Annotated in this window: 20 protein-coding genes, 1 tRNA gene and 1 pseudogene; 10 read left to right on the plus strand and 12 right to left on the minus strand. The window is 74.1% G+C overall.

What is annotated here, in order from left to right:
• Nucleotides 1-5 precede the first annotated feature (5 nt).
• The 3 genes from AC07A6_RS27225 to AC07A6_RS27235 all read right to left on the minus strand — a co-directional run bounded on the left by AC07A6_RS27225 (nt 6) and on the right by AC07A6_RS27235 (nt 4,586).
• Nucleotides 6-1,277, minus strand: a complete 1,272-nt coding sequence (locus tag AC07A6_RS27225; protein ID WP_478778897.1) for an ABC transporter substrate-binding protein — start codon at nt 1,275-1,277, stop codon at nt 6-8.
• Between the two features lie 112 nt (nt 1,278-1,389).
• Nucleotides 1,390-3,216 carry an AMP-dependent synthetase/ligase gene (locus AC07A6_RS27230; RefSeq protein WP_362466850.1) on the minus strand — a complete coding sequence of 609 codons (1,827 nt, stop codon included), beginning with the start codon at nt 3,214-3,216 and terminating at the stop codon, nt 1,390-1,392.
• Nucleotides 3,217-3,857: 641 nt separating this feature from the next.
• On the minus strand, nt 3,858-4,586 hold the full coding sequence (locus tag AC07A6_RS27235) for a dienelactone hydrolase family protein (protein WP_478778898.1): 729 nt from the start codon (nt 4,584-4,586) through the stop codon (nt 3,858-3,860).
• Nucleotides 4,587-5,254: 668 nt separating this feature from the next.
• Between AC07A6_RS27235 and AC07A6_RS27240 the strand changes: the two genes are divergently transcribed.
• Complete coding sequence (locus tag AC07A6_RS27240) at nt 5,255-5,929, plus strand: hypothetical protein (protein WP_478778899.1); 675 nt, start codon at nt 5,255-5,257, stop codon at nt 5,927-5,929.
• On the opposite strand, the gene AC07A6_RS27245 is transcribed toward AC07A6_RS27240, so the two are convergent.
• On the minus strand, nt 5,926-6,777 hold the full coding sequence (locus AC07A6_RS27245) for a LysR substrate-binding domain-containing protein (protein WP_125819403.1): 852 nt from the start codon (nt 6,775-6,777) through the stop codon (nt 5,926-5,928). The two genes, AC07A6_RS27240 and AC07A6_RS27245, sit on opposite strands and share 4 nt — an antisense overlap.
• Before the next feature lie 160 nt (nt 6,778-6,937).
• Here AC07A6_RS27245 and AC07A6_RS27250 point away from each other — a divergent pair, with 160 nt between their 5' ends.
• Together AC07A6_RS27250 and AC07A6_RS27255 are read left to right on the plus strand one after the other, a co-directional pair.
• Nucleotides 6,938-8,029, plus strand: a complete 1,092-nt coding sequence (locus AC07A6_RS27250) for a bile acid:sodium symporter family protein (RefSeq protein WP_478778900.1) — start codon at nt 6,938-6,940, stop codon at nt 8,027-8,029.
• Between the two features lie 9 nt (nt 8,030-8,038).
• The gene (locus AC07A6_RS27255; RefSeq protein WP_362466846.1) at nt 8,039-8,470 is read left to right on the plus strand and encodes a (2Fe-2S) ferredoxin domain-containing protein; all 432 of its coding nucleotides are present in this window, start codon (nt 8,039-8,041) and stop codon (nt 8,468-8,470) included.
• A 25-nt stretch (nt 8,471-8,495) separates the two neighbouring features.
• On the opposite strand, the gene AC07A6_RS27260 is transcribed toward AC07A6_RS27255, so the two are convergent.
• Nucleotides 8,496-9,704, minus strand: a complete 1,209-nt coding sequence (locus tag AC07A6_RS27260) for a Kelch repeat-containing protein (protein WP_478778901.1) — start codon at nt 9,702-9,704, stop codon at nt 8,496-8,498.
• 187 nt (nt 9,705-9,891) lie between these two features.
• A complete protein-coding gene (gene fdhD, locus AC07A6_RS27265) occupies nt 9,892-10,731 on the minus strand; it encodes a formate dehydrogenase accessory sulfurtransferase FdhD (RefSeq protein WP_478778902.1) in 840 nt (279 codons plus the stop codon).
• 209 nt (nt 10,732-10,940) lie between these two features.
• Here fdhD and AC07A6_RS27270 point away from each other — a divergent pair, with 209 nt between their 5' ends.
• The 3 genes from AC07A6_RS27270 to AC07A6_RS27280 all read left to right on the plus strand — a co-directional run bounded on the left by AC07A6_RS27270 (nt 10,941) and on the right by AC07A6_RS27280 (nt 13,939).
• Nucleotides 10,941-11,882, plus strand: a complete 942-nt coding sequence (locus tag AC07A6_RS27270; protein WP_385762336.1) for a beta-ketoacyl-ACP synthase III — start codon at nt 10,941-10,943, stop codon at nt 11,880-11,882.
• A gap of 155 nt (nt 11,883-12,037) precedes the next feature.
• Nucleotides 12,038-12,122 (plus strand) — tRNA-Leu (locus tag AC07A6_RS27275).
• A gap of 155 nt (nt 12,123-12,277) precedes the next feature.
• Nucleotides 12,278-13,939: a serine/threonine-protein kinase gene (locus tag AC07A6_RS27280; RefSeq protein WP_478778903.1), complete on the plus strand. Its 1,662-nt coding sequence runs from the start codon at nt 12,278-12,280 to the stop codon at nt 13,937-13,939.
• Between the two features lie 315 nt (nt 13,940-14,254).
• On the opposite strand, the pseudogene AC07A6_RS27285 reads toward AC07A6_RS27280, so the two are convergent.
• Nucleotides 14,255-14,974: pseudogene (locus tag AC07A6_RS27285) on the minus strand (IclR family transcriptional regulator domain-containing protein); the annotation flags it as partial.
• A gap of 812 nt (nt 14,975-15,786) precedes the next feature.
• A complete protein-coding gene (locus AC07A6_RS27290) occupies nt 15,787-16,317 on the minus strand; it encodes a sigma-70 family RNA polymerase sigma factor (protein WP_362466835.1) in 531 nt (176 codons plus the stop codon).
• A 537-nt stretch (nt 16,318-16,854) separates the two neighbouring features.
• Between AC07A6_RS27290 and metG the strand changes: the two genes are divergently transcribed.
• Together metG and AC07A6_RS27300 are read left to right on the plus strand one after the other, a co-directional pair.
• Nucleotides 16,855-18,570 (plus strand): methionine--tRNA ligase, encoded by a 1,716-nt coding sequence (gene metG, locus AC07A6_RS27295; protein ID WP_427717142.1) that lies wholly within the window; start codon nt 16,855-16,857, stop codon nt 18,568-18,570.
• Nucleotides 18,571-18,853: 283 nt separating this feature from the next.
• Nucleotides 18,854-20,074 (plus strand): glycosyltransferase 87 family protein, encoded by a 1,221-nt coding sequence (locus AC07A6_RS27300; RefSeq protein WP_478778904.1) that lies wholly within the window; start codon nt 18,854-18,856, stop codon nt 20,072-20,074.
• Here the strand turns inward: AC07A6_RS27300 and AC07A6_RS27305 are convergent.
• The 4 genes from AC07A6_RS27305 to AC07A6_RS27320 are packed head-to-tail and all read right to left on the minus strand — an operon-like array spanning nt 20,037 to nt 24,369.
• Nucleotides 20,037-20,852, minus strand: a complete 816-nt coding sequence (locus tag AC07A6_RS27305) for a hypothetical protein (RefSeq protein ID WP_478778905.1) — start codon at nt 20,850-20,852, stop codon at nt 20,037-20,039. The genes AC07A6_RS27300 and AC07A6_RS27305 overlap by 38 nt on opposite strands.
• A 59-nt stretch (nt 20,853-20,911) precedes the next feature.
• A complete protein-coding gene (locus AC07A6_RS27310) occupies nt 20,912-21,574 on the minus strand; it encodes a response regulator (RefSeq protein ID WP_478778906.1) in 663 nt (220 codons plus the stop codon).
• Nucleotides 21,562-22,872, minus strand: a complete 1,311-nt coding sequence (locus AC07A6_RS27315) for a sensor histidine kinase (RefSeq protein WP_478778907.1) — start codon at nt 22,870-22,872, stop codon at nt 21,562-21,564. Before AC07A6_RS27315 ends, AC07A6_RS27310 begins: the two co-directional genes overlap by 13 nt.
• 42 nt (nt 22,873-22,914) lie before the next feature.
• Nucleotides 22,915-24,369 (minus strand): YfcC family protein, encoded by a 1,455-nt coding sequence (locus tag AC07A6_RS27320; RefSeq protein ID WP_478778920.1) that lies wholly within the window; start codon nt 24,367-24,369, stop codon nt 22,915-22,917.
• 417 nt (nt 24,370-24,786) lie between these two features.
• Between AC07A6_RS27320 and AC07A6_RS27325 the strand changes: the two genes are divergently transcribed.
• Together AC07A6_RS27325 and AC07A6_RS27330 are read left to right on the plus strand one after the other, a co-directional pair.
• Nucleotides 24,787-25,359 carry a hypothetical protein gene (locus AC07A6_RS27325; RefSeq protein ID WP_478778908.1) on the plus strand — a complete coding sequence of 191 codons (573 nt, stop codon included), beginning with the start codon at nt 24,787-24,789 and terminating at the stop codon, nt 25,357-25,359.
• A gap of 66 nt (nt 25,360-25,425) precedes the next feature.
• On the plus strand, nt 25,426-26,202 hold the full coding sequence (locus AC07A6_RS27330) for a bestrophin-like domain (RefSeq protein WP_362466822.1): 777 nt from the start codon (nt 25,426-25,428) through the stop codon (nt 26,200-26,202).
• Nucleotides 26,203-26,287 lie beyond the last annotated feature (85 nt).

Consider the following 26,287-nt stretch of genomic DNA (forward strand, 5'->3'; position numbering starts at 1 on the left):
CGCCCCTACTTGAAGGGGATCGGCTCGTGGCACTCGAACGGCACGGAGACCTCGTACCGGCCGCCCTTGAGCTGGACGAGCGCCCCGCAGCCGAAGCTGTCCTTCTGGCCCTTGGGCTCGGCGCGGTCGCCGACGAGGGTGCCGGTGTCGGAGAAGGTCTGGGCGGCGTTCTGGAAGTGCGTGGTGGTGAGGTCCTTGCCGGCCTTCTGGGCGATGGCGAGGAAGAGGTCGGCCGACATGTACCCGGTGAGCATGTGCATGTTCAGCGGGACGTCCTGTCCACCCGAGGCGGCCTTGATGTCCGCCTTGAACTGCTTCATCTTCGGGCCGTCCGACTCGAAGGGCTCGAACTGGAGCAGGACGTGCACCCCTTCGAGGGCCTGCCGGGTGGCGTCCTTGGCGAGCAGCCCGGGGTCGTAGTCGGTGGGGTCGGAGAGCAGCCCCTTGTAGCCGGCGCGCTTGAGGGCCGTGAAGAGGCCGATGTTGTTGGGGGTCTGCATGACGGAGACCACGGCATCGGGCGCCTTGCCCCCGCCGCTCTCCATGATCTCCTTGACGTACGCGCTCCAGTCGCTGGGCACGGCCGTCGCGGGGACCGAGGCCTTGGCGTAGGAGACGGTGAACCCGGCGGCGGCGAAGCCCTGCTGGAAGGTGCGGATGCCGAACTTGCCGGCGTCGCTGTCGTTGGCGATGACCGCGACCGACTTGCCCCCGGCCCCGCCGAGGAGCTTGGCGATGCCCTCGGGCCAGGTCTGGTTGAGGGTGCCGCCGGGGGAGGGGACCAGGCAGCCGTTGAACCCGTAGATGTACTTGGGGCCGCAGAAGGAGGGCAGGGTGCCCCAGCCGAAGGTGGGGACCTTCTCCTGCTCCAGGAAGTCGGCGCCGGAGAAGGTGACCGAGCTCATCGGGGCGACGGCGAACACCTTGTCCTGCTGGACGAGTTTGCGGGCCGCGGCCAGGTTCTTGCCGGGGTCCTGGCCGTCGTCCTCCGCGCCGATGTAGTCGATGGTGCGCCCGTGGACGCCGCCCTCCGCGTTGGCCCTGAGGTAGCGGGCCTTCGCCCCGAGGTCGGTGTCCTTCTTGCTGTAGCCGCTGGCGCTCGTCATCGAGACGATACCGCCGACCTTGATGGTCTTGTCGGTGACCCCGCGCTGGGCTCCCGGCGCGTCCCCGGACTTCCCCGGCATCGTCTGGTTCGAAGTGGAGGCGGAATTGCAGGCGGAGACGAGCGCGAGGACGGCCGCCGCGGCGGCCAGGGCGCGGATGGGTCGCGACATGGGTGGGATCCCCTCCGTAGGAATCCCCGCATTCTGTGCGTGACCTGACGCACCGTCAATATCTTCGGCGAGATGAAATGACGGACCGTCAGATGGCATGCACAGCCGGTGCCTACGACGGGTACAGACCCGCGACCTCCCGCTCGTACGCCTTCTCGATCGCCCGCCGCTTCAGCTTCAGCGACGGCGTCAGCAGCCCCCGCTCCTCCGTGAACTGCTCGGCCAGCACCCGGAAGGCACGGATCGCCTCGGCCTGCGACACCAGCGTGTTCGCCGCCACCACCGCCCGCCGCACCTCCGCCGTCAGATCCGGGTCCCCCGCCACCTGCTCGGCCGTCCGCTGCGGCAGCTTCCGCATGGACAGCCAGTGCGCGACCCCCTCCATGTCCAGGGTCACCAGCGCCGCGACGAACGGCCGGTCATTGCCCACCAGGACGCACTGCGACACCAGCGGATGCGACCGCACCCGCTCCTCCAGCGCCGCCGGCGCCACGCTCTTGCCGTTCGAGGTCACCAGGACCTCCTTCTTGCGCCCCGTGATCGTCAGGTACCCGTCCTCGTCCAGCCGGCCCAGGTCCCCGGTCGCCAGCCACCCGCCCCGCAGCACCTCCTGCGTGGAGCGCGGATCCCCCAGATAGCCCGAGAAGACGTGGCCGCCGTGCAGCCACACCTCCCCGTCGTCGGCGATGTGGACCGTACTGCCCGGGATCGGCGGGCCCACCGTCCCGTACTTCACCGCCCCCGGCGGATTCGCCGTCGCCGCCGCGCAGGACTCCGTCAGCCCGTACCCCTCGAACACCGTGATCCCGGCACCGTCGAAGAACAGCCCCAGCCGCCGCGACATCGCCGACCCGCCCGACATCGCGTAACGCACCCGGCCTCCGAGCGCCTCGCGCACCTTGCCGTACACCAGCTTCTCGAAGAGCTGATGCTCCACCCGCAAAGCCGCCGAAGGTCCCGAACCCTTCCCGAACGCCTTCTGCTCACGGGCCTCCGCGTACCGCACGGCCGCCTCCACCGCCCGGTCGAACGGCCCCCGGCGGCCGTCCGACTCCGCCGCCCGCCGCGCCGCCGCGAAGATCTTCTCGAAGACGTACGGCACCCCCAGCACGAACGTCGGCCTGAACGCGGCCATGTCCGGCAGGAGTTCGGCGGCAGCCACCGCCGGCTGGTGCCCCAGCTTCACCCCCGCCCGCACCGCCGCCACCTCCACCATCCGCCCGAACACGTGCGCCAGCGGCAGGAACAGCAGCGTCGACGGCTGCTCCCCGCCCGGCCCCGCCCGGAAGACCGCCTCCCAGCGCGCCACCAGCGTGTCGGCCTCGTACATGAAATTGGCGTGGGTGAGCACGCACCCCTTGGGCCGGCCCGTGGTCCCCGAGGTGTAGATGACGGTCGCCACGGCATCCGGGGTCACCGCCCCGCGGTGCCGGTGCACCACGTCCTCGGCCACCCCCCGCCCCGCCGCCACCAGCTCCTCCACCGCCCCCGCGTCGAGCTGCCACAACAGACGCAGCCCCGGCAGCCGCTCGATCACCGAGCCGACCGTCATCGCCTGGTCCTCGTCCTCCACCAGACAGCCCGTGCAGGCGGAGTCGTACAGGATCCAGTGCACCTGCTCCGCCGACGACGTCGGGTACACCGGGACGGGCTGCGCCCCGATCGTCCACAGCGCGAAGTCGAACAGCGTCCACTCGTAGCGGGTGCGGGACATCACGCCGACCCGGTCCCCGAACCGCACACCCTGCGCCAGCAGCCCCTTGGCCAGCGCGAGCACCTCCCCGGCCAGCTGACGGGCGGTCACGTCCCGCCAGACCCCGTCCGCCTTGCGCCCGAGCACCACGTGCTCCGGATCCTGCCCGGCGCGCAGGAAGACGGTGTCGGCCAGCCCCCCGGCCGCCGCGCCGGTGACCAGGGGTGGGACGGTGAACTCGCGCAAGTTCCGCTCCTCTGCGTGCAGGGCGCCGCGACGCTACCTCACCCGCACCCGTGCCCGGCACCCCCGCGGAAACCTCCACAAGATCCCCCCGCCGCCGCACGCCCCGCCACCTGCGACGCGGACGCACGTACGGGGTTTGGGCGGGGGTTCGGATCTGGGGGGGGCGGGGGCGGGGGAGCGGGATCCCGTTGGACCGGATCAGGGCTGGTTGGGGGCTTCCCGTCAGTCCCATCGTCCTTCCGTGTCGTGCCGGCCTGTCAAGGGCGCTCCTTCGTCGCGTCACTTCGTGATCGCCTTCGGCGACCCTTGACAGGCCGACCCGCCCCGGAAAGCCGAAAGACTGCCGGGAAACCCCCAAAGAAACGGCACGGTCGATAGTTGGAGGGACGGGTCTCTCAGCGATGAGGCGAGGGATCGGGGGCCGGCCCGCCGGGCATCCGGGCCCCCACATCCGCGAATCTGGGCCAGGGGCGCGACTACCCGCACGAGAGGCCGACCAGAGCGACCTCCAGACCCCCCAAGCGCAACAGATCGCTACGCGCTCCTCCCGGCTTGGCGTCCGACGACCGTCCTGGGCTGATACCCGCATCAGAGGGCGACCACGGAAGCGCCCGGTGCGCGGCATTGAGGGGAGTGGACTGTCAGTGCTCCGTCACGGGCAGGCACTCGGCGAGGAGGTCGACGACGTCGCGCCAGGCTCGCTGCGCGTGCCGTGGGTGGTAGCCGACGCCGGGGACCACGGGGTGGGCGACCGGCGGGTGGTGGAAGGCGTGCAGGGCGCCGCCGTAGACCGTGAGGCGCCAGTCGACGCCCGCGGCCTGCATCTCGGCGGTGAACGCGTCCCGTTGCGCGGGCGGCATGATCGGGTCTTCCGACCCGACCCCGGCCCACACCGGGCAGCGAATGCGCGCCGCCTCGCCCGGTCGGCCCGTGGTCAGCGCGTTGACCGTCCCGATCGCGCGCAGGCTGACGCCGCCGCGCCCGAGTTCCAGCCCGACGGCACCTCCCGTGCCGTAGCCGACGGCGGCGATCCGGTCGGGGTCGGCCCGCGGTTCGGTGCGCAGCACGTCGAGCGCCGCATGGCCGATGCCTCGCATCCGGTCGGGATCGGCGAGCAGCGGCAGGCAACGAGCCAGCATCTCCTCGGGGTCGCCCAAGTAGCGCCCGCCATGAAGGTCGAAGGCCAGCACTACGTATCCCAGCTCGGCGAGGGCGTCGGCCCGGCGGCGCTCGACGTCGCTGAGCCCCATGCCCTCCGGTCCGAGCAGCACCGCGGGCCGGCGGCCGACACCGGCCGGGAGCGCGAGGTGCCCGATCATCGTCAAACCGTCGGCCGGATACTCGACCGTACGCGTCGTAATCGTCGTCATGAGACCGGACCGTAGTGATCGTCGAGCCCGGTCCGCCCGGTGTTTTGCCGCCGGCGGAACCCGTGAGCCAGATGCACTCGATCGCCCCGGTCGGATCTTCACCGAGGAGCAGTCTGTTCGTCCTCTGGTGCGGGTATCAGCCCAAGACGGTCGCCGGACGCTGAGACGGGAGGAGCGCGTAGCGATCTGCTGCGCCTGGAGGCTCCGCAGGTCGCCGAGATCAACCTTTCGTGCGGGTAGTCGCGCCCCTGGCCCGGAAACATGGATCTGGGGGCCCGGATGCCCGGCGGGCCGGCGCCCGGTCCCTCGTCTCATCGCTGAGGGACCCGTCCCTCCTCCTCTGGACCGTGCCGTTTCTTTGGGGGTTTCCCGGCAGTCTTTCGGCTTTCCGGTTCGGGTCGGTCGGTCAAGGGTGGCCGAAGGCCATCGCGTAGCGACGCGACGAAGGAGCGCCCTTGAGGGACCGGCCCGAACCGGAAGGACGATGGGACTGACGGGAAGCCCCCAACCTCCCTGATCCGGTCCCGGGGGATACCGCCCCCACCCCCCGGACGCATGACCCGGTCCGCCGTCCGGCCCAGCGGTGCGGGATGTCGTCGGGGCCTTGCCCCCGGGGCGTGGTCGGCTGTCGGGCGGTCATTCCCGCCGCCCCCGAAAGGTGATCCCCGGTGAAACGTCCCCGCCTCCTAGCCGCGACCGTTCCCACCCTCCTCGCCGCCGCACTCGCTGCCGCGCCGGCCTCCGCCTCCACCGCCGACCCCGCCGGACCGGCGGCGCGGCCGCACGTCCCGCACTGCGTGGCCACGGACGGCTTCGACTTCAACAAGGTCTTCCACGTCAAGGAGCGGATCATCGCCCCGCCGCTCTCCTGCCGGGTGGCCACCGCGAAGGAACCCTGGGTCAGGGCGGTCTTCGGCTGGTCGACCCAGACCGCCGACGCCGCCGTCTATCCCGCCGACTACACCCCGCTGCGCCGCGCGCCCATCGAGGACTTCAACGCCAAGTTCGTCAGCGCCACCTACGTGCACGACATCGGCACGCCGCAGGAGCAGACGTTGACCTTCGACAAGAAGCGGGCCCTGCGCACGGGCCTCACGGACCTGGCCGGGTTCCCGCAATCCGTCCCCGTGTCACCGCCCCTGAAGGCGCTGAGCGTCGGTCAGCACACCAGCACGGTCTTCATCACCCTCAGCGCCGAGCACTGCGACGGCTTCACCACCGACCGCGAGGCGAGCTGCCTGCCCGCGGGCACCATCCGGTTCAGCGACGACACCCCCTTCGAGGTCCAGCCCCGCCCCCGCGACATCAAGCACCCCGACCGGAAGCCGAACAAGGCAGGCTAGGCCGGCCGGCTCAGGCGGTCGCCGCCCGCCAGGACGGCGGCCGCCAGGGCCTCCGACGCCGGGGTCGGGCGGCGGCCCTGGAGCAGGGCGAACTCCACCGGGCCCAGCTCCGGCAGGCCGCCCACCCGTACCAGCCCCGGCGGGATCAGGCCCCGGGTGTGCGCCATCACCCCGAGCCCCGCGCGGGCCGCCGCGATCAGGCCGCTCAGGCTGCCGCTCGTACAGGCGATCCGCCACGCCCGGCCGTCCCGCTCCAGCACCTCCAGGGCCCGCGCCCGGGTGATCCCCGGCGGCGGGAACACGATCAGCGGCACCGGGCGCTCCGGGTCCACGCGCAGCCCCTCGGCGCCGATCCACACCATCCGGTCCCGCCACACCAGCCGGCCCCGCTCGTCCCCCGGCCCGCGCCGCTTGGCCAGCACCAGGTCCAGGCGCCCCGCGTCCAGCCGCTCGTGCAGCGTTCCCGAGAGCTCCACCGACAGCTCCAGGTCCACCTCGGGGTGCTCGTGCCGGAACCCCTCCAGGATCTCCGGCAGCCGCGTCAGCACGAAGTCCTCCGACGCCCCGAACCGCAGCCGCCCCCGCAGCCGGGTCCCCGTGAAGAAGGCCGCGGCCCGCTCGTGCGCCTCCAGGATGGTCCGCGCGAAGCCCAGCAGCGCCTCGCCGTCCTCCGTCAGCCCGACGCTGTGCGTGTCCCGCACGAACAGCGGACGCCCCGTCGCCTCCTCCAGCCGCCTCACGTGCTGGCTGACCGTGGACTGCCGCACCCCGAGCCGGGCCGCCGCCTGCGTGAAGCTCAGCGTCTGGGCCACCGTGAGGAAGGTGCGCAGCTGGACCGGGTCGTACATGACCCCAGCCTACGCCCGGGTCATCGCGTTCCGTGATGGCAGTCAGTTCGGTGTGCGTGTTTCCCGATGACCGCCGACCCGCGACGATGGTCGTACCCCTCGCACCCCCTCGCACCCCCCCGCACCCCTCCCCCCCGTACGACAGCAAGTGAGCACCCCCATGCGACGCCGCCCCCGCCTGCCCGCCCGGCTGCCCCTGGACCCGTACGTACTGGCCCTGCTGGCCACCGTCGGTGTCGCCGCGCTGTTCCCGGCCACGGGTGCCGGTGCCACCGTCGCCGACGGGGCCGCCACCGCCGCCGTGGCCCTGCTGTTCTTCCTCTACGGGGCCCGGCTCTCCACCCGGGAGGCCCTTGACGGCCTGCGCCACTGGCGGCTCCACCTCACCGTCCTGGCCTGCACCTTCGTGCTCTTCCCGCTGCTGGGCCTGGCCGCCCGCTTCCTGGTGCCCGGCCTGCTCACCCAGCCCCTCTACGGCGGGCTGCTCTTCCTCTGCCTGGTCCCCTCGACCATCCAGTCCTCCATCGCCTTCACCTCCATCGCCCGGGGCAACGTCCCCGCCGCGATCTGCGCGGGCTCCTTCTCCTCCCTCGCCGGCATCCTCCTCACCCCGCTGCTCGCCGCCGCCCTCCTCGGCAACGACGCCGGCGGGTTCTCCCTCGACTCCCTGCTCAAGATCGTCCTCCAGCTGCTGCTGCCCTTCCTCCTCGGCCAGGGCCTGCGCCGCTGGGTCGGCGGCTTCCTGACCCGCAACAAGAAGGTGCTCGGCTACGTCGACCGGGGCTCGATCCTGCTCGTCGTCTACGCCGCCTTCAGCGCGGGCATGGCCGCCGGGGTCTGGCACCAGGTCAGCCTCCCGCGCCTGGGCGCCCTGATGGCGGTGGAGGCCGTACTCCTCGCCGTCATGCTCCTCGCCACCTGGTACGGGGCCGCGCGCCTCGGCTTCGGCCGCGCGGACCGCGTCGCCATCCAGTTCGCCGGGTCGAAGAAGAGCCTGGCCGCCGGACTCCCCATGGCCAGCGTCCTGTTCGGGCCCCAGGCCTCCCTGGCGGTGCTCCCGCTGATGCTGTTCCACCAGATGCAGCTGATGGTCTGCGCGGTCCTGGCCCGCCGCCGCGCCCAGGACCCCGAGGCGGCCCTCCAGGAGCACCTCGACGACCAATCCGACGACCAATCCGACGACCAACTCGACGCCCGCCGTGTGGTGGAGGTCTCGCCCGGGGTCCAACCCCCCGCCGCGCAGGGCCGGTAACGTGCGGCGGTGACCTGGATACGCCCGCTCGCCGCCACCGCCCCGCGCCCCTGCACCCTCGTCGTCTGCCGGGGCTGCTGCTGCGGGGACCCCCGCAAGAACCCCGGCTCCGACCACGCCGGCCAGCTCGCCCGGCTGCGGGAGGCCGCGGCCGCGTCCGGCGGGCGCCTCGCGGTCCGTACGAGCGACTGCCTCGGGCCCTGCGCGCAGGCCAACGTGATCGTGGTGCAGCCCACCACCGAGGCGCGCCGGCGCGGAGCCCGGGCGGTCTGGTTCGGCTTCGCCCTGGACGACACCGCGACGGACGAGATCATCGCCTGGGCCGAATCCGGCGGCCCCGGCGCGACCCCGCTCCCCGCCACCCTCGACCTGCACCGCATCGACCCCCCGGAGCCGAAGCCGCCCACGGCCTCCCGGCGGGGCGGCCGCCGCAGCCGTTAGGCAGGGCCCCTTCGACCGGACCGGCTCAGCCGCCCACCGGCAGGGCCTCCACCGAGGCGAGGGCCGGGAACGGCGGGTCACCGATGCCGCCGAACGCGTACACGCAGGTCCGCGCACGGCCCCGGGTGCCCCCCGGGCACGGCGCGGTCGCCGCGGCGAGCTCGAAACGCGGGGTGGCGAGGGCGGGCAGGGCGCTCCAGGTGTTCGCGGCGGGGTCCAGGACCTCCGCCGAGCCCGTGGCGAACTCGCTGAAATCGGTGAAGCCGCCGATCGCGTACACGCAGGACCGCTTCGGCGCCCTGTCGCTCCGCGGGCAGGGGCCGGCGGTACCGCCGAGGGCGACGCGCGGGCTGCCCAGCGGGGCCGCCGGCCGCCACTGGTCCACGGCCGGGCCGTACGCCTCCACGGTGCGGAGGATCTGGTCGGTCTCGTTGAACCCGCCGACGGCGTACACGCACGTGCCCTTCAGGCCGTCCACGCCCGGGGGACAGGCGGTCGTCGCCGCGGCGGCCGCGTCGCGGGGCGTGCCGAGCGACCTCACGGGGCGCCACTGGTTCGTGGCCGGGCTGTACGCCTCCACCGTGTCGCTGTAGGCGCCGCCGACCGCGTACACGCAGCTGCCGCCCTCCAGCCCCGCCACGTCCTCGGGACAGGGGGCCGTCGCCGCGGCGGCGAACCCGCGCGGGGTGGGGAGGGCGTCCAGCGTCCGCCACTTCCCCGTCGCGGGGCTGTACGCCTCCACGGTCCCCACGTTGACGTCGCCCTTCAGGCCGCCGATGGCGTACACGCAGAGTCCCTTGAGCCCCTTGACGCCCTTCGGGCACGGGGCCGTGGTCGCCCTCGCCGCGTAGCGGGGCGTGGGCAGGTCGTCCAGTTTCCGCCACTGGTTCGTGGCGGGGCTGTAGGCCTCCACCGTGGCCAGCTCGGGCGAGTCGTTCTGGCCGCCGATGGCGTACACGCACGTGCCCGCGAGCCCTTCGACGTCGGGGCAGGGGGCGCTCGTGCCCGCGAGGCCGTACCGGGGCGTGGGCAGGTCGGGGACCGCCCGCCATCCGTCGTCGGCGTGCGCGAGCCCGGGCGCCAGCGCCAGCAGCGGGGCCACGGCCACGGCGGAGAGCCGCAGGACCCAGGGCCGCCGGGCAGCCGGCCGCGCACCCGTCGGCGGACCACCGCCGGACCGCCGCCCCGTTTCACCCCTGCGGGCACCGCCCGCGCGCACAGCCGAGATCTTCACGCGTGATCCGTCCTTCCGGTACTGGAGCCACCGCCCTCCGGGCGTTCCGCCTCACGGAAACACCGGCGCGGAACGGGCGCACCACGGACCCCGGCAAACGGCGGATCGGCATCCGGACACGGACACACACACGCAACCGGACCCGGAATACGCACCCGGACCCGGACCTGGACCCGGACCCGGATCCCTACGCGGTGCCCGGCAGGATGACCCGCTGCTCGCCCGCGTACACGTTCATGTCCGGGCCGCGCAGGAAGCCGACCAGGGTCAGGCCCGACTCCAGGGCCAGGTCCACCGCCAGCGAGGACGGCGCCGAGACCGCCGCCAGTACCGGGATGCCGGCCATGACCGCCTTCTGCGCCAGCTCGAAGGACGCCCGTCCCGACACCAGCAGCACCGAGCCGGCCAGCGGCAGCCGGCCCGCCTGGAGCGCCCGGCCGACGATCTTGTCCACGGCGTTGTGCCGGCCCACGTCCTCCCGTACGTCGAGCAGCTCGCCCTCCGCCGAGAACAGCGCGGCCGCGTGCAGCCCGCCCGTGCGGTCGAAGACCTTCTGCGCCGCGCGCAGCCGGTCCGGCAGCTCGGAGAGGAGTTCCGCGCGGACGCGTACCGGATCGGCGGCGAGCCCCGGGAAGCGGGTCGCCGTGCGGACCGCGTCCAGGCTGGCCTTGCCGCACAGTCCGCAGGAGGAGGTGGTGTAGACGTTCCGCTCCAGCGTGATGTCCGGGACGGGAACCGAGGGGGCCAGCTGGACGTTGACCACGTTGTAGGTGTTGGAGCCGTCCTCGGTGGCGCCCTCGCAGTACGTCACGGCCTGGACGTCCGAGGCGCGCGCCATGACGCCCTCGCTGACCAGGAAGCCCGCCGCCAGCGCGAAGTCGTCCCCCGGCGTGCGCATCGTGATGGCCAGCGGTTTGCCGTTGAGCCGTATCTCCAGCGGCTCCTCCGTGACCAGGGTGTCGGGCCGGACGCCCGCCGCTCCGCCCCGGATGCGTACGACACGGCGCCGCTCGGTGACCCGTCCCATCGCGATCAGCCCACCTGTTCCGTCCTCGCGTACACCTGACGAGGACATTCTCCCGGATCCGCCACCGCGACCGGTTCCGGCAGGAAGTTGCTCGGAATGCTCCAAATTCCGGTGGCGGAATCCTGTTGGGTCACGCGCACACGTACCCACCGGTAGCAGGCAAAGCTGGGTCAACCTGACTGCCTGCCCTACAGAGGGGGACCCCGCCCATGACCGGTTCACGCGTGGTGGCGCTAGGGCACTACCAGCCCGCGAAAGTGCTCACCAACGAGGACCTCGCGGCCATGGTCGAGACGAACGACGAGTGGATCCGCTCCCGGGTGGGCATCCGCACCCGCCACGTGGCGGGTGCCGACGAGCCGGTCGACGAGCTCGCCTACCAGGCCGCCGGCAAGGCCCTCGCGCACGCCGGCCTGAGCCCGGACGACATCGACCTCGTCCTCGTCGCCACTTCCACCGCCATCGACCGTTCCCCCAACATGGCCGCGCGCGTCGCCGCCAAGCTGGGCATGCGCGGTGCGCCCGCCGTGATGGACATCAACGTCGTCTGCTCGGGCTTCACCCATGCCCTGGCCACTGCCGACCACGCGATCCGGGCCGGCTCCGCCACCCGCGCGCTGGTCATCGGTGCCGACAAGATGACCGAGATCACCGACTGGACCGACCGCACCACCTGCGTGCTGACCGGCGACGGCGCGGGCGCGGCCGTCGTCGAGGCCTGCGAGGAGCCCGGCATCGGCCCGGTGCTGTGGGGTTCGGTACCGGAGATGGGCCACGCCGTGCGGATCGAGGGCACGCCCCCGGTCTTCGCGCAGGAGGGCCAGTCCGTCTACCGCTGGACCACCAGCCAGCTGCCGCCGCTGGCCCGCAAGGTCTGCGAGAAGGCCGGGATCACCCCCGAGGACCTCGCCGGGGTCGTGCTGCACCAGGCCAACCTGCGGATCATCGAGCCGCTGGCCGCGAAGATCGGCGCCGTCAACGCCGTCGTCGCCCGCGATGTCGTCGACTCCGGAAACACCTCCGCCGCGAGCATCCCCATGGCCCTCTCGAAGCTGGTCGAACGGGGCGAGATCCCCTCCGGCGCCCCGGTCCTCCTCTTCGGCTTCGGAGGCAACCTCTCCTACGCCGGCCAGGTCATCAGCTGCCCCTAGGCCGGCGTCGCCTCCCCGCGCCGCCGGGCCCCCGGCATGCCCGCAGGTCAGCGCGGCGTGTCGGGACCGGCGGCCGCTCGTAAACGTGGTCGGAAGCCGGCCGATCCCCTGCTATGGTTGTCCATGTCGCCACGGGAAACCGGGGCCGACCACCGGTCCGGGTGGCGGAATGGCAGACGCGCTAGCTTGAGGTGCTAGTGCCCTTTATCGGGCGTGGGGGTTCAAGTCCCCCCTCGGACACACAGAGGAAGAACCCCACTCCGGTGGGGTTCTTTCGCGTTTCCGGGCGGAACCGGTCCCCTTCCGGGGCGAAGCCCGGGTGAGCTCGGCGCAGAACGGGGTGGCCGGATCCGCCCGTGCGGCATCATGGGGCCTGACCGGGTCGAGGGGGGAACGTGTCGCAGGACGAACCGCGCAATGACGTCGTGATCGCCGGGCGGTACCGCCTGGGGAAGAGGCTGGGCCGCGGTGGCATGGGGACCGTGTGGCAGGCCTCGGACGAGCTCCTGGGCCGCGCGGTCGCCGTGAAGGAACTCCACGTCGGCGAGGGCAAGGAGGCCGCGGGAGCCCTCCGCGAGGCCCGCACCGTCGCGCAGATCAAGCACCCGCACGTCGTCGTCGTGCACGACGTCGTCGAGGACGACGGCCGTCCGTACATCGTGATGGAACTCGTCGAGGGCGGCTCGCTCGCCGACCGCCTCGGCGCCACCGGTCCGCTGGACGCCGCCGAGACCGCCCGCATCGGGCTCGCCCTGCTCGGCGCCCTGAGCGCGGCGCACGACCGCGGGGTGCTCCACCGCGACGTCAAGCCCGCCAACGTCCTCATGGAGGCGGGCACCGGCCGGGTCGTGCTCACCGACTTCGGCATCGCCCGCCTCGCGGGCTCCACCACCATCAGCGAGACCGGGGCCTTCGTCGGCTCGCCCGAGTACACCTCCCCGGAGCGGATGCAGGGCGCCGCCGCCGGACCCGAGTCCGACCTGTGGTCCCTCGGCGCGCTGCTCTGCGCCGCGCTGACCGGCGAGTCGCCCTTCCACCGGGACTCGCTGGGCGGGGTGCTGCACGCCGTCGTCTACGACGAGATCCGCCCGCCGGTGCAGGCAGGGCCGCTGACCCCGCTCGTCCGCGGCCTGCTGGAGCGTGACACCGAACGCCGGCTGGGGGTCGCCGACGCCCAGCGGATGCTGTCCGCGTACGTCACCACCGGCAGCCTGCCCCTCCTCGACCGCACCCCCGGCCCGGCCCGCCCGGCGGGGCCGGCCACCCCGCCCGGGTACTCGCCGACCGAACGCGTCACCGCCCGGACCGGCCCCGCGGCCGAGCCGGGGAGCCGCCGGGCCGGCCTGCGCGTCGGGCTGGTCGCCGCGCTCGTCGTGGTGGCCGTCATCGGCGCCGTCGCCGTCACCTCACTGCTCTCGGACCGGGCCGGGGACAAGGGCCGGGCCGCCGGGCCGGGCAACCCCACCTCCCCTTCCCCCGGTGTGACCACGTCCGCACCGCAGTCCCCGACGGCCCCCACCCCGCCCACGTCCGCCCCGGGGGCCACGGCCACGGCCACGACCACGGTGACCGCGCCGGCCCCGGCGCCGCCCGCACAGCCGGCCCCCGGCAAGGCGGCGCCCGCCGGGTACCGCTTCGTCTCCGACCCGGAGGGGTTCGGGCTCGCCGTGCCCCAGGGCTTCCAGCGCACCACGGACGACCAGCGGGTCTTCTACGTCTCCCCGGACGGCGCGATCCGGATCGGCATCAAGGTGAAGCCGGCCTCGGGCGGGCCGCTCGCCGCGATGCGGCAGTCCGACGCCAACGGCCCGTCCAACAACCCGGGCTACCGCGACAACAGCATCGTCCCCACCACCCACAACGGACTGCCCGCGGCGCTCTGGGAGTTCACCTGGAACGGCTTCACCGCCGCGGAGGGGCCCCGGCACACTTTCGACCTGTGCTGGGACGAGAACGGCCGGATGTACGACGTCTGGGTCTCGGCCCCCGTCGGCCGCCTCACCCAGTCCAGGGGCCACTTCGACGCGGCCCTGGACTCCTTCGTCCCCGTCGGGTAGGCGTCAGTCCGCGCGCCCCCGCCGGGTACCCAGGACCACCAGGCCCTGCGGGGCGGGCAGGCTGCCCGGGGCGAGCGGGGCCAGGGTCTGCGGCAGCGCGAGGCGCGGCCCCCCGCCCTCCGGGGGTGCGTCGAAGAGGTACGCGGCCCCCGAGGAGGAGTCGCTGACCAGGTGCGGGCCGCCGGCCGACGCGGTGAAGCGGGTCAGCGGGGTCCGGAAGAGCCGGCCCAGCTGGCGCAGCGTCTCCGGGGTGGCGGCGGCGGGCGGTGCGGCGGGCGCCGCGCCGGCCGGGACGTCCGGGGGGATGGCCCCGGACAGCAGCAGGGCCAGCAGCACCGGGACCGCCTTGCGGCGCAGGGCCTCGGTCGCGGAGCCCAGCCGGTGCGCGTGCGCGGCCGGCAGGGACAGGGCCAGGCTCCCGGCGGCGTCGCCGGTCGCGATCGGCACCGCCGAGCAGACGACCCCGGGGGAGTACTCGCGCAGGTCGAACACCGGGGCGCCCGGAGCCACCGCGTCCAGGGCGCTGAACAGGGCCCGGCTGTCGGTGATGGTCCGCGCGGTGAGCCGGGTGGGGCGGTGGCGGGCCACGTGGTCGGCCCGGCCGTCGTGGTCGAGCTGCGTCAGCAGGCACTTCCCGACCGCGCTGGCGTGCGCGGCCGCCCGGAAGTCCACCCACTCCCGCACCGGCGGAGCCCCCGGCCCGTCCGCCATCTGCGTGATCCGGACCTCGCCCTCTGCGTACCGGCTCAGGTACACGGCGGCGCCCGCGCTGTCGCGGGCCAGCGCCAGGGTGCGCTGCAGCTGCCCGGCCAGGCCGGTGCCGCCGGGGGCCGCGAGCCGCTCCAGGGCCGGCCCCGGCGCGTACACCCCGGGGGCGGGGCAGTACGCGTACTCCTCCTCGCGCAGCATCACGAGCAGCGGGCGCAGCTCCGCCCCGGCCAGCCCGGACTCCCGTGCGAGCTGGGCGGCCCGCACGCCGAGCGGGTGCCGCTCCAGGACCCGTACGGCGGCCAGCGCGCGCCGCGCCTGGGCCAGGGCCTCGCCGGTGTCGGACTGGACCACCGTCCCCCGCGCGGCCGACGTCAGCGCGGGGTGGCGCAGCGGGCCCGCGCCGGGGCGCGGCCGGGGCGCCGGGGGCGGGGGCGGCGGCAGGAACGCGGCCAGCACCGCGGGCAGCCCCGGCCTGGGCAGCGGTACCGGGCCCAGGTCGGGGTCGTCGCACTGGTCGACGTACCGCAGGACGGCCGCCTGGGCGCACAGCCGCACCTCGCGCAGCTCGCGGCGGCCGCCGGGGCGGAACCCGCGGCGGCCCAGCTCCCGCGCCCAGAGGCGGGCGTCGTGGTGCTCGCCGCGGCGGGAGTGGTCGAGGAAGAGGCAGTAGGCGGCCGGGGCGGTGCGCGGGCTGCCGGAGCCGGCGGCGAACTGCCACCAGAAGCGGGAACCCTCGCGCAGCCCGGCCAGGTACAGCAGGCAGCCGAAGACGACCGCGCCCGGCAGGTCGCTGTGCCGGCTCTCCAGGAAGGCTTCGAGGTCGGCCCCGGCGCGCGGGTCCCCGACCACGGCCAGGCAGGCGGCCTTCAGGTCCCGCCGGGCCCGCTCCGACTCCAGCGGGCGGTCCCGCGCGGGGTCGCTCCAGCCGAAGGGCCGGCGCCGGCTCCGGGACGGGGCGGCCGCGGGGGCGCCCGGGGCGCGGGGCACGCGCAGCAGCCGGGCTTCGGCCGCGCCCAGGTCGTAGTGCGGGTAGCGGTCGCGCACGCCCGCGCGGGCCAGGAACTCCGCCAGGGTGCGCGGGGCCGCCGCACGGCCGCCGCCTGGGCCGGCGCCGGGGCCGGGGTCCTCGCCGGGCCTCATGATCCGGCGGACGTGTCGAGCAGCCGGGCGAGGCGCCGGTGGGCCTGGCCGAGCTGCGAGCGGACGGTGGCCTCGTCGACGCCCATCACGGCGGCGGCCTCGCCGGGGGTGCACTGGAGCCCGTAGCTCAGCAGCACGGTGTCCCGCTGCCGTTCGGCGAGGCGGGAGACCGCCGAGTAGAAGCGGATGGTGTCGGTCAGTACCTCGTACTGGTCGGCGTGCGCCTCCTTGAGGGCCGCTTCGAAGGCGCTGATGTCCATCGGCTCGGGGCGGCGCAGGCGCGGGTCGCGGCGCTGCTGCCAGTCGACGATCCGCTGCTTGAGCACGGTCCAGGCGTAGGCGTCGAGGCGGTCCATGTGGAGCATGCGCAGCCACTCGTTCATGATCGAGTCGAAGGTGGCGTCCACCGCGTCCTCGGCGGCCGCGTCGGAGCCGAGCTGGAGGTACGCGAAGCGCATGTACGCGGGCCGCCGGTTCGCGTGGAAGGCCCAGTACGACAGGCGCGCGGTCGGATCCCACTGACTCATGGGCGTCGGCTGCCGCCGTCGGCTGGGCAGTCCCACGGCCCCGCCGGACTCCTCCGGTCCGCCATCGTTCACCGTTCCCCACCTCATCCCCTGGTGCGGGGTCCATGAGAGCAGCGCCTACGCCCTCCGAGAAGGCGGAGGAGCAACATGAGGGGATTAGGCCCGGGGGTGATCGGATGATGACCGATGCCGATCACGCGAGGTGCCGCGGAGCACGAACGCATATGCCGGGGCCGTGCGGGGCTGTCCGCGGCTGTTCAGGTCGTCCGGGGCCGTCCGGGGCCGTGCCGGGCCGTGCGGGGTCCGGCGGGCGGACGCCGGTCGGGGCCCCGGCGGTGCGGCTGTAGCATGGGCCCATCGCGAGGGCCGTGACGGAGAGGTCACAGTCCTCGCTTTTGCGTTGCGTCCCCGCGCACCGCCGCCGGCCCCCCGGACCCCCGGGAAAAGCCGACGCGTGGCGTTTCGCCGGTTCGATACGATGAACCGCGCGTTGTCACGCGTAGATCCGTACAAATGAAACGAATGGAGCATCCGAGGATGGCTCGACACCTGATCACCAGCGCGCTTCCCTACATCAACGGGATCAAGCACCTGGGCAACATGGTCGGGTCGATGCTTCCGGCGGATGTGTACTCCCGGTACCTCCGCCAGCGCGGCCACGACGTCCTGTACATCTGCGCCACCGACGAGCACGGCACCCCCGCCGAACTCGCCGCCAAGGAGAACGGCCTCCCGGTCTCCGAGTTCTGCGCGCAGGCCCACGACGCCCAGAAGGCGGTCTACGACGGCTTCGAGCTGTCCTTCGACTACTTCGGCCGCAGCTCCTCCGCGCAGAACGTCGAGATCACCCAGCACTTCGCGCGGCAGCTCCAGGCCAACGGCTTCATCGAGGAGCGCGCGATCCGGCAGGTGTACTCGCCCGCCGACGGCCGCTTCCTCCCGGACCGCTACGTCGAGGGCACCTGCCCGCACTGCGGCTACGACAAGGCGCGCGGCGACCAGTGCGAGAACTGCACCCGCGTCCTGGACCCCACGGACCTGATCGAGCCCCGCTCGGCCATCTCCGGCTCCACCGAGCTGGAGGTCCGCGAGACCAAGCACCTCTTCCTGCTCCAGTCCAAGCTGCAGCACGAGGTCGAGGCCTGGGTCGCGCGGCACGAGGACGAGTGGCCCCAGCTGGCCTCCTCCATCGCCCGCAAGTGGCTGACCGAGGGCCTGCACGACCGCGCCATCACCCGCGACCTCGACTGGGGCGTCCCGGTCCCGGCCGACACCTGGCCCGAGCTGGCCGCCGAGGGCAAGGTCTTCTACGTCTGGTTCGACGCGCCGATCGAGTACATCGCCTCCACCAAGGAGTGGGCCGACGCCGACCCGGCGAACCGCGACTACAAGTCCTGGTGGTACGAGGCCGAGGACGTCCGCTACACGCAGTTCATGGCCAAGGACAACGTCCCGTTCCACACGGTGATGTTCCCGGCCACGGAGCTCGGCACCCGCGAGCCGTGGAAGATGGTCGACTACGTCAAGGCCTTCAACTGGCTGACGTACTACGGCGGCAAGTTCTCCACCTCGCAGAAGCGCGGCGTCTTCACCGACCAGGCGCTGGAGATCCTGCCCGCCGACTTCTGGCGCTACTTCCTCATCGCCAACGCCCCCGAGTCCGACGACTCGTCCTTCACGTGGGAGCACTTCGCGGCCACGGTCAACAAGGACCTCGGCGGCACCCTCGGCAACTTCGTCAACCGCGTACTGACCTTCTCCCGCAAGAAGTTCGGCGACGAGGTCCCCGCCGGCAGCCCGGCGGGCGAGGCGGAGGCCCGGCTCGGCGAGCAGATCGCCGAGCTGCTGGCCGAGTACGAGGGCCACATGGAGACCCTCCAGTACCGCAAGGCCGCCGCCGCGCTGCGCGCCCTGTGGTCGGCCGGCAACGCCTATCTCGACGAGAAGGCCCCGTGGCTGGAGGTCAAGACCGACCTCGACGCCGCGGCCCTCACCCTGCGCACCGCGATGAACCTCATCCACCTCTACTCGGTGGTCTCCGAGCCGTTCATCCCGGCCTCGGCGCGCGCCATGCGCTCCTCCTTCGAGCTGCCCGGCGACACCGCCGCCTGGGTCACCCCGGAGCAGGCCAAGGCCCTGGACGCCGTCCCGGCCGGGACGCCGTTCACCGTGCCGCCGGTGCTCTTCGCCCGGGTCACCGAGGAGGACCTGGAGTCCTACCGCGAGCGCTTCGGCGGCGACCCGGAGGCCTGAGCGCTCCGGTGACCGCCCTGGAGGGGCGCGGCCCGCACGGCCGCGCCCCTTCGGCGTACCCGGGGGCGGGGCGGACGGACGCAGCCGGGGGCATGCCGGGCCGCCGGCTCCGGGGGCGGGCCGGGCGGGCGCGTCCGGGGGCGGGCCGGGCCGCCGGCTCCGGGGGCGGGCCGGGCGGGTGCGTCCGGGGGCGGGCCGGACCCCGATGGTAGGCAAAACCCCACCGTGAGAACTCCACCTGGGCGTGCAGACCCGGCCGGGGGCGCGCGGCTGGAATGGGTCCATGACCCCTTCCCGTACCGCGCGGTGGACCGCCGGCTGGCTGCTCGCGGCCGCCTGGGCACTGTCGTTCCCGCTGTTCTCCGCCCTCGCCCCGCACCGCCTGTGGGGCTGGTGCGCGGCCGCCGGATACCTTGCCGCCGCGGCCGCCACCGCCCTGGGCCGGCGCCGGGAGGCGCTCGCCGCGGCGCTGCTGGGCGCGGTCGCCGTACCGCTGCTGTACCTGGTGCTCACCGGACAGGGGCAGTCCGAGGTCGGCGTCATCGAACGGTCCGGGCGGCTCCTGCTGGAGACCGGAAGGCTTTACGTGGACCAGCCCGCCGGGGTCGAGGAGTACACCCCCTACCTCCCCGGCATGGCCCTCCTGGGCATCCCGCGCGCCCTGCTCGGCGACGGCTGGGGCGACGGGCACCAGTGGGCGGTGCGCCTGCTGGGCGACGCCCGGCTGTGGTGCGCGGCCGTGCTGTTCGGCGGGATGCGGGCGGGCCGCCGCCTGCTGGGCGCGGCCCCCTCCCCGCTGCTCCCGGCCCTGGTGGCCTCGCCGGTGGTGGCGCTCCCGCTCGCGGTGAGCGGGGTGGACCTGCCGCTGGCGGGGCTGTGCTGCCTGGCCCTCGCGGCGGCCGCCTCCGGCCGCCCGGCGGCCTCCGGGGCGGCCCTGGCCGCGGCGTGCGCCCTCAAGTGGACGGCGCTGCCCGCGGTGGCGGTGGTGCTGGCCCTCCTCACGGCGTGCCGGGGCCGGCGGGCCGCGCTGCGGTGCGCTCTGGTGACGCTGCTGGGCACGGCCGCCCTCGTGGCGCCGGGCCTGCTGCTCCAGCCGGGGGAGCTGTGGCGGCAGGTGTTCGCCTTCCCGACCGGGCGGGCCGAGGTGCCGACCCCGGCGAGCAGCCCGCTGCCGGGGCACCTGCTGGCGGAACTCGGGCCGTGGGGCTGGTACCTGACGGTGGGTCTGCTGGCGCTCGGGGGGCTGGGGGTGGCGGTGTCGCTGCTGGTGCGCCCGCCGCGCACGGTGGTGGCCGCGGCCGACCGGCTCGCGCTCGGCCTGACCCTGGCCTTCCTGCTGGCCCCGGCGGGCCGCTTCGGCTACCTGGCGCTGCCGCTCCTGCTGGCGGCCTGGGCCCGCTCGGCGGCCCCGGCCGGGCCGGCGGGTCCGGCCGCCTCGCGGATCGTGGCGCGCTCCCGGGAAGGGTTCAGTGGTTCCCCTCGTACCGCGTCACCCGGTCGGTGACTCCCTTCTGGAGCGGCTGCATCCCGTCGACCAGCTTCTGGAAGTCGCCGGTCCGGCCGTCGGACCACTGCCCCAGGGAGACCACCATGACCCGGCCGTAGCCGGCGAAGGACTGCACCATCCCGGTCTCGGGGCCGAGGGTGGCCAGGCCGGATCCGCGCGGCGGGGCCTGCGTGCCCACCTGGTAGTCGTTGAAGGCCATGGTCAGCTCGGTCACCGCCCTCAGTGCGTCCTGGGGGTCCTTCATGGTGAAGACGGCCAGGTTGTACTGGTTGTTCCGGGCGTCCTTGTAGAGCGCGATCTGCTCGCCCACGCAGCCCCGGCCCGACTCGATCAGGGCGGCGAGGCGCGGGCCGACCGAGTCGCGCTCGGTGCAGGACGGCATCACGGCCGAGCCCACCCGGGTGAAGGAGCCCCCGGCACCGTCCGGGACCTGCTCGGGGAAGACCTCGGCCAGCGGGACCATCGGCCGGGCGGCGGCGGTGGCCGCCGGGGCGGCCGGAGCCGCGGGCGAGGGCGTGGCCCCGGGCGTGGTGTTGGCGGCCGCGGTGGCCGTGGGGCCGTCCTCGGAGGCGGCGGACGTCAGCTTCAGCGCGGCGAAGGCGAGCGATCCCGCCAGCAGGGCCAGGGCCAGGTTGCGGGACCACACCCGCTTCGGCGGCGCGGGCGCGGGCTGCTCCAGGGGCCCGTTGGCCCGCTCGAACTCCCTCTGGAAGGCTCGCCAGCGCTCCTCCTCGGACTCGTCGCGGCCTGGCGTGATCTCATCGTTCTTCGACACCCGGCGACCTTAGCGACCACTCAATATGAACTGAACACCCGCAGGTCACGTCCTGATCACTATGCGGAATCCGCAGTGCCGCGCATATGGGCCAGAACGGCCAGAACTCGCCGGTTGCCCTCCGTCGGGTCCAGGTCCAGCTTCGTGAAGATGCTGCTCGCGTGCTTGACGACGGAGGCCTCGGTGATGAACAGGCGGGCCGCCAGGGCCTGGTTGTTGAGGCCCTCCGCCATCAGCGCGAGCACCTCCCGCTCGCGCGGGGTCAGGCGGGCCATCGGCTCGTTCGCAGGCCGCGGCGCGAGCAGCACGCGGACCACCTCCGGGTCGATGACCGTCTGCCCCTCGTGCACCCGGCGCAGCGCGTCGAGGAACTCCTCCACCTCCCCGACCCGGTCCTTGAGCAGGTAGCCCAGCCCGGCCGCCGAACCGCCGGTGAAGAGCTGGGTCGCGTACGCCGTGGCCACGTACTGCGAGAGCACCAGGACCGGCAGGGAGGGGTCCGCGGAGCGCAGTTCGAGGGCGGCCCGCAGCCCCTCGTCGCGCAGCCCGGGCGGCATCCGCACGTCCGTGACGACCACGTCGGGCCGTTCGGCGGCCACGGCGCGCAGCAGCGCGGGGGCGTCGCCGACGGAGGCGAGGACGCGGTGGCCGCCGAGGGTCAGCAGTTCCGTCAGCCCGGCCCGCAGCAGTACGGAGTCCTCGGCCAGGATCACCCGGAGCACGGGACCTCCACCCTCAGCTCGGTCGGACCGCCCACCGGACTGGACACCGTCAGCCTGCCCTGCAACATCGCCACCCTGTCCGCGAGACCCGCCAGGCCCGCCCCCGCGCCGGGATCGGCCCCGCCGCGGCCGTCGTCGGTGATGGTGAGGGTGAGCCGGTCGCCCTCGACCCTACCGGCGACGCCGACCCGTGAGGCGCCGCTGTGCTTGGCCGCGTTGGCGAGGGCCTCGGCGACGGTGAAGTACGCCGTGACCTCGACCGGTTCGGGCAGCCGGGGCAGCTCCAGGTCCACCGTGACCGGCACGGGGTGGCGCAGCGCGACCTCCGCCACCGCCGCCGCGAGCCCGTGGTCGGTGAGCACCTGGGGGTGGATCCCCCTTACGAGGTCCCGCAGTTGGGCGAGGGCCAGTCTGGCCTCCTCGCGGCCCCGGCTCACCAGTGCGGCCGCGTCCGCCGCCTCCGGGTGTGAGCGCAGCCGCAGTTCGGCGAGGCCCAGGGTCATGCTGAGGGCCACCAGCTGCTGCTGGGCCCCGTCGTGCAGGTCCCGTTCGATGCGCCGCCGTTCGGCTTCGAAGGCCTCGACCAGCCGGACGCGCGAGCGGGTCAGCTCCAGCACCCGGTCGTCCTCCGCGCGCGGCCCGAGCAGCAGCCGGGCGCACTTGACCTGGGCCCCGGCGATCAGCGCGCCCGCGTACGCGGTCAGCACCAGCCCGGCCAGCCCCGCGGCCGTACCGCCCAGTGCCTCCAGCGGCCCGGCCACCACCTCGCCGGGCACCAGCATCACCGGCTCCGGCGCGAGCGCCCACACGATGACGGGGGAGGCCACCAGCATCAGGGAGAACGCCAGCAGTGACAGCACCCCGAAGCCGGCCGCCGCGAAGACCACGCCGAGCAGCACGGCGTACCCGAACTCCCGCCAGGTGGCGCGCTCGCGCAGCCGGGTCCGCAGCCAGGCGGCGGGGCCGGCCCCGGCGAGCGAGGTGTGCGGGTCGGCCACCGGCTCCGGCTCGACCCACCGCAGCCGGCGCCGCTCCAGCTCCCCGAGCGGCACCGCCCCCGCCAGGGCGGCGGTCAGCAGCAGCAGCCCGACCCCGGCCACGGCGAGCAGCACCCCGAGCCCGAGGAGCAGCGCCAGCGCGAGCAGCACCCCGTACCCGAGCGGGAACCCGCTCCCGAGGTACGCCCAGCACCGCCAGGGCCACCAGGAGCCCAGGAACCGCAGCGGCCGCCGCAGCGCCCGCCAGACGGCGACGGGCGGGGCGGGCGGGACGGGTGCGGAGGGTATGGATGCGGACATACCGACAGCCTAGGCGAGGTGCCCCGGTCTGCTCACGGGCCGTCACATCGCCGCGCCCACCGCCAGGAAGCCGCAGATCAGCACGAACAGGATCGCCAGCAGTGGCCAGACGAAGCGGAGGTATTTGTCGTAGCCGACCTTGGCCAGGGCGACGCCGCCGATGGTGACCGCCGTCGTGGGGACCCAGAGGTTCATCCAGCCGCTGGCCGCCTGCCAGGCCGTCACCACCACCGCGCGGGAGACGCCGGCGAAGTCGGCGAGCGGGGCCAGGATGGGCATCGCGAGGGTGGCGTGGCCGGAGGTGGAGGGGATCAGGAAGGCCAGCGGGAGGTTGACGAGGAAGACGATGACTGCGAAGAGGCTGGACGAGGTCCCCTTGACCACGCCCTCGATGGAGTGCAGGACGGTGTCGGTGATCTTCGAGTTGTTCATGATCACGGTGACCCCGCGCGCCAGCATGATGACCAGGGCCGGGGAGATGAAGTCGGCGGCGCCCTGGACGACCGTTGAGCTGAGCTCCGCCTCGCCCATCCGCGCCACCAGACCCACGAGGACCGCGGCGCACAGGAACAGCGCGGACAGCTGGGGGAAGGACCAGTCCAGCTCCCACCCGTACGGGGTGGCGTCGGCCTTGCCGGTGAGGGCGCTCGACCAGGGCACCACCGAGAAGATCATGAAGGTGAAGACCAGGACGAGCAGCACCAGTACGGCCTTGTGCAGCCGCGTCAGCTGCGGCTCCACATCGGCGTCGGCGGCCGCCTTCTGGGTCAGGTCGCCCGGCAGGAAGCCGCACAGGGACCTCTGCGGGTCCCGCTGGACGCGCCGCGCGTAGCGGACGACGTACAGGACGGTGACGGCGGTCAGCACCACCCACATGACGCCGCGCAGCAGGATGCCGTCGCCGAGGGAGATGCCCGCGGCCGAGGAGGCCACGCCCGTGGCGAAGGGGTTCACGGTGGAGCACAGCACGCCGATGCCCGCGCCCAGGATGGACGCCCCGACCGCGACGAGCCGGTCGTAGCCCAGCGCCAGCATCATCGGCACCAGCAGGCCGTAGAAGCCGAGGGTCTCCTCCGCGAAGCCCTCGACCGTGCCCAGGACCGAGAAGACCACCATCACCGCGGTGATCAGCAGGGCCCCGCGGTCGCGCAGCCGGTGCGCGAGGCGGGCGATGCCCCGGTCCAGGGCCCCGGTGGCGAAGACGACGGTGATGAAGGCGCCGATGGCGAGCACGAAGAGGAAGACGCCGGCGCTGCCGTACAGGGCGCCGGTGAAGCCCGGGCCCACCTCGCCGGTGGCGGTGTCCTGGATGCCGTAGAGGCCGTTGACCGGGGCGAGGAAGAGGTCGTCGAGCCGGTCGGTGAGGCTCCGGTCGCCCTCGACGCGGTGGTACGTGCCGGAGACGGGCGCACCGTCGTCCCCCCGGTCGTACAGCCCGGCCGGGACGAGGAAGGCCAGCAGCCAGACGGCGACCGTGACCAGGGCCAGGATGGTCAGGGCGCTGGGGAAGCGGAGCCCCTTGGCCGCGGCGGCCGGCTCCGGCTCCGGTTCCGGCTCCGGCCCGGGCTCGGGCGGTCGCTCCGGCCCGGGCTCCGGCGGTCGCGGCGGCCCGGGCTCCGGCCCCGGCTCCGGCTGCGGCCTCGCGGAAGGGGGCCCATCGTCTGCTGCCACGCGCCACCGTCCCTCTGCCGCTCGTTGCTCCGATCATCGGCCGGGCGGGCGACGGGCGCCGTGGTGTGCTGGGCCGCGCGGGTGAGCGCCCACGGCCCGGCGGCCCGGCCCGGGGGCCCGTGCACGGTGCGAAGTGAGCCGTCGCACAAGGATCTTGACCTGTCCGGCGCGTGTCCGAAGGCGGGCCTTGATCGTTTCTTCAGCCGTAACCCTCATATCGGCTGCCGGATCGGGAGGACCGCGGTGACGGCTTGGCAGTATTTCGCCGGGGCGGGGCTGGTGGCCGCGCTCTGCCCGCTGCACGGCCATGTGGCGGTCGCGGGCGACGGCCACGGCCGCGGCGCCCGGGTCGACGTGTGCGTGCCCGACGGGCCGGCGAAGCCGCCCGCGGTGCGGCTGCCCGCCCTGCCGCCCCCGCCCGTGGCGCGGCCGGGGACCCCGTCGGCGCGGCCGCCCGTACGGGTGACCGTGCCCGGCGCCGTCCGGCCCACGGTGCGCCACCCCGGCGACGCGCCGGGGCCGGCGGAGCGGCCCGCGCCCGGGGCGGCGGTGCCCGGCGGGCCGGCGCAGCCGCCGCAGGCTCCGCCGGCGGCGGACCCGCAGCCGGAGCCGGCCCCGGCCGATGCCCCCGCCCCGCCCGGGGCCGCAGCCGCCGTCGAACGGGTGAGCAGGTTCCACGTGCGCCCGTACCACTCGGTGGCCCTGCAGCGGCGCGGCCCGGACGGACTGAGCACCATGATGCTGATGGTGGTCGTGACCACCCCGGCCGTGCTGGCCGCCGCCGCGCTGCGCCCCCGCTCCAAGAGCCGGAGCTGACGTCCCCGGGCGCCCCGCCCCCTCGCGCATCCACGCATCCACGCATCCACGAACGGGAGATCCCTCGTGTCCGAATGGCTGGTCCTGGCCGTCGCCATGGCGCTCGTCTGCGCCCTCGTCCTCGCCATGACCGTGGTCCGGCACCGCCGGGTCGCGGACGACGAGGACACCAGCGAAACCCCCGACGTCATCGAGTACATGACGATGATGGTCGGCGTGGTCTACGCGATCGTCCTGGGCCTGGCCATCGCGGGCGTCTGGGAGGCGCGCGGCGCGGCCGAGGACAGCGTGCGCCGCGAGGCCCAGTCGCTGTACGAGGTCACCCAGCGGGCCGACGTCTACCCCGGGCCCGTCCGCGACCGGATCCGCGGCGAGGTGGACGCGTACGTCGCCCACACCGTCAGCGTGGACTGGCCGCGGCTGGTCTCCGGCCAGGACGCCTCCGCCGAGGGCGCCCAGCTCCTGGGCAAGCTGCGCACCGACGTCACCCACCAGAGCCCCGCCAACGAGCTCCAGGCGCAGGCCTACCAGCCGCTGCTCGACCACATCGCGGCCGCGGACGACGCCCGGCACTCGCGCACGCAGAGCGACGAGTCCACCCTGCCGAGCGTGGTCTGGATCGGGCTGGTGGTCGGCGGCGTCGTCACCATCGGGCTGATCTTCACCCTGCAGATCCGGCGCTCCGGGCGCGAGCTGCTGCTGGCCGGCCTGTTCAGCGCGCTGATCGTGTTCCTGCTGTTCATGGTGTGGAGCTTCGACGCCCCCTACGGGCGGGACGGGAACGACTCCGCCGGGCCCTTCCAGGACCTGTTCCCGGCCCTGTCGGTGACCGCCTCCCGCTGAGCCGGACGTCCGGGGCGGCTGGTACGGGGGCTGGTACGCAGCGGCTGGTACGGGGCGGCCCGCGTGGCGGCCGGGTCCCGGCGGG

It is taken from the genome of Streptomyces sp. NPDC044002 (assembly GCF_056434525.1).

Excerpts from the sequence above, each read along its gene's own strand:
- AC07A6_RS27250 (WP_478778900.1), top strand. The coding sequence starts at position 6,938 with ATGCGACGCCGCCCCCGCCTGCCCGCCCGGCTGCCCCTGGACCCGTAC.
- AC07A6_RS27300 (WP_478778904.1), top strand. The coding sequence starts at position 18,854 with ATGACCCCTTCCCGTACCGCGCGGTGGACCGCCGGCTGGCTGCTCGCG.
- AC07A6_RS27290 (WP_362466835.1), bottom strand. The coding sequence starts at position 16,317 with ATGAGTCAGTGGGATCCGACCGCGCGCCTGTCGTACTGGGCCTTCCAC.
- AC07A6_RS27235 (WP_478778898.1), bottom strand. The coding sequence starts at position 4,586 with ATGACGACGATTACGACGCGTACGGTCGAGTATCCGGCCGACGGTTTG.
- AC07A6_RS27315 (WP_478778907.1), bottom strand. The coding sequence starts at position 22,872 with ATGTCCGCATCCATACCCTCCGCACCCGTCCCGCCCGCCCCGCCCGTC.
- AC07A6_RS27270 (WP_385762336.1), top strand. The coding sequence starts at position 10,941 with ATGACCGGTTCACGCGTGGTGGCGCTAGGGCACTACCAGCCCGCGAAA.
- metG (WP_427717142.1), top strand. The coding sequence starts at position 16,855 with ATGGCTCGACACCTGATCACCAGCGCGCTTCCCTACATCAACGGGATC.
- fdhD (WP_478778902.1), bottom strand. The coding sequence starts at position 10,731 with ATGGGACGGGTCACCGAGCGGCGCCGTGTCGTACGCATCCGGGGCGGA.
- AC07A6_RS27245 (WP_125819403.1), bottom strand. The coding sequence starts at position 6,777 with ATGTACGACCCGGTCCAGCTGCGCACCTTCCTCACGGTGGCCCAGACG.
- AC07A6_RS27225 (WP_478778897.1), bottom strand. The coding sequence starts at position 1,277 with ATGTCGCGACCCATCCGCGCCCTGGCCGCCGCGGCGGCCGTCCTCGCG.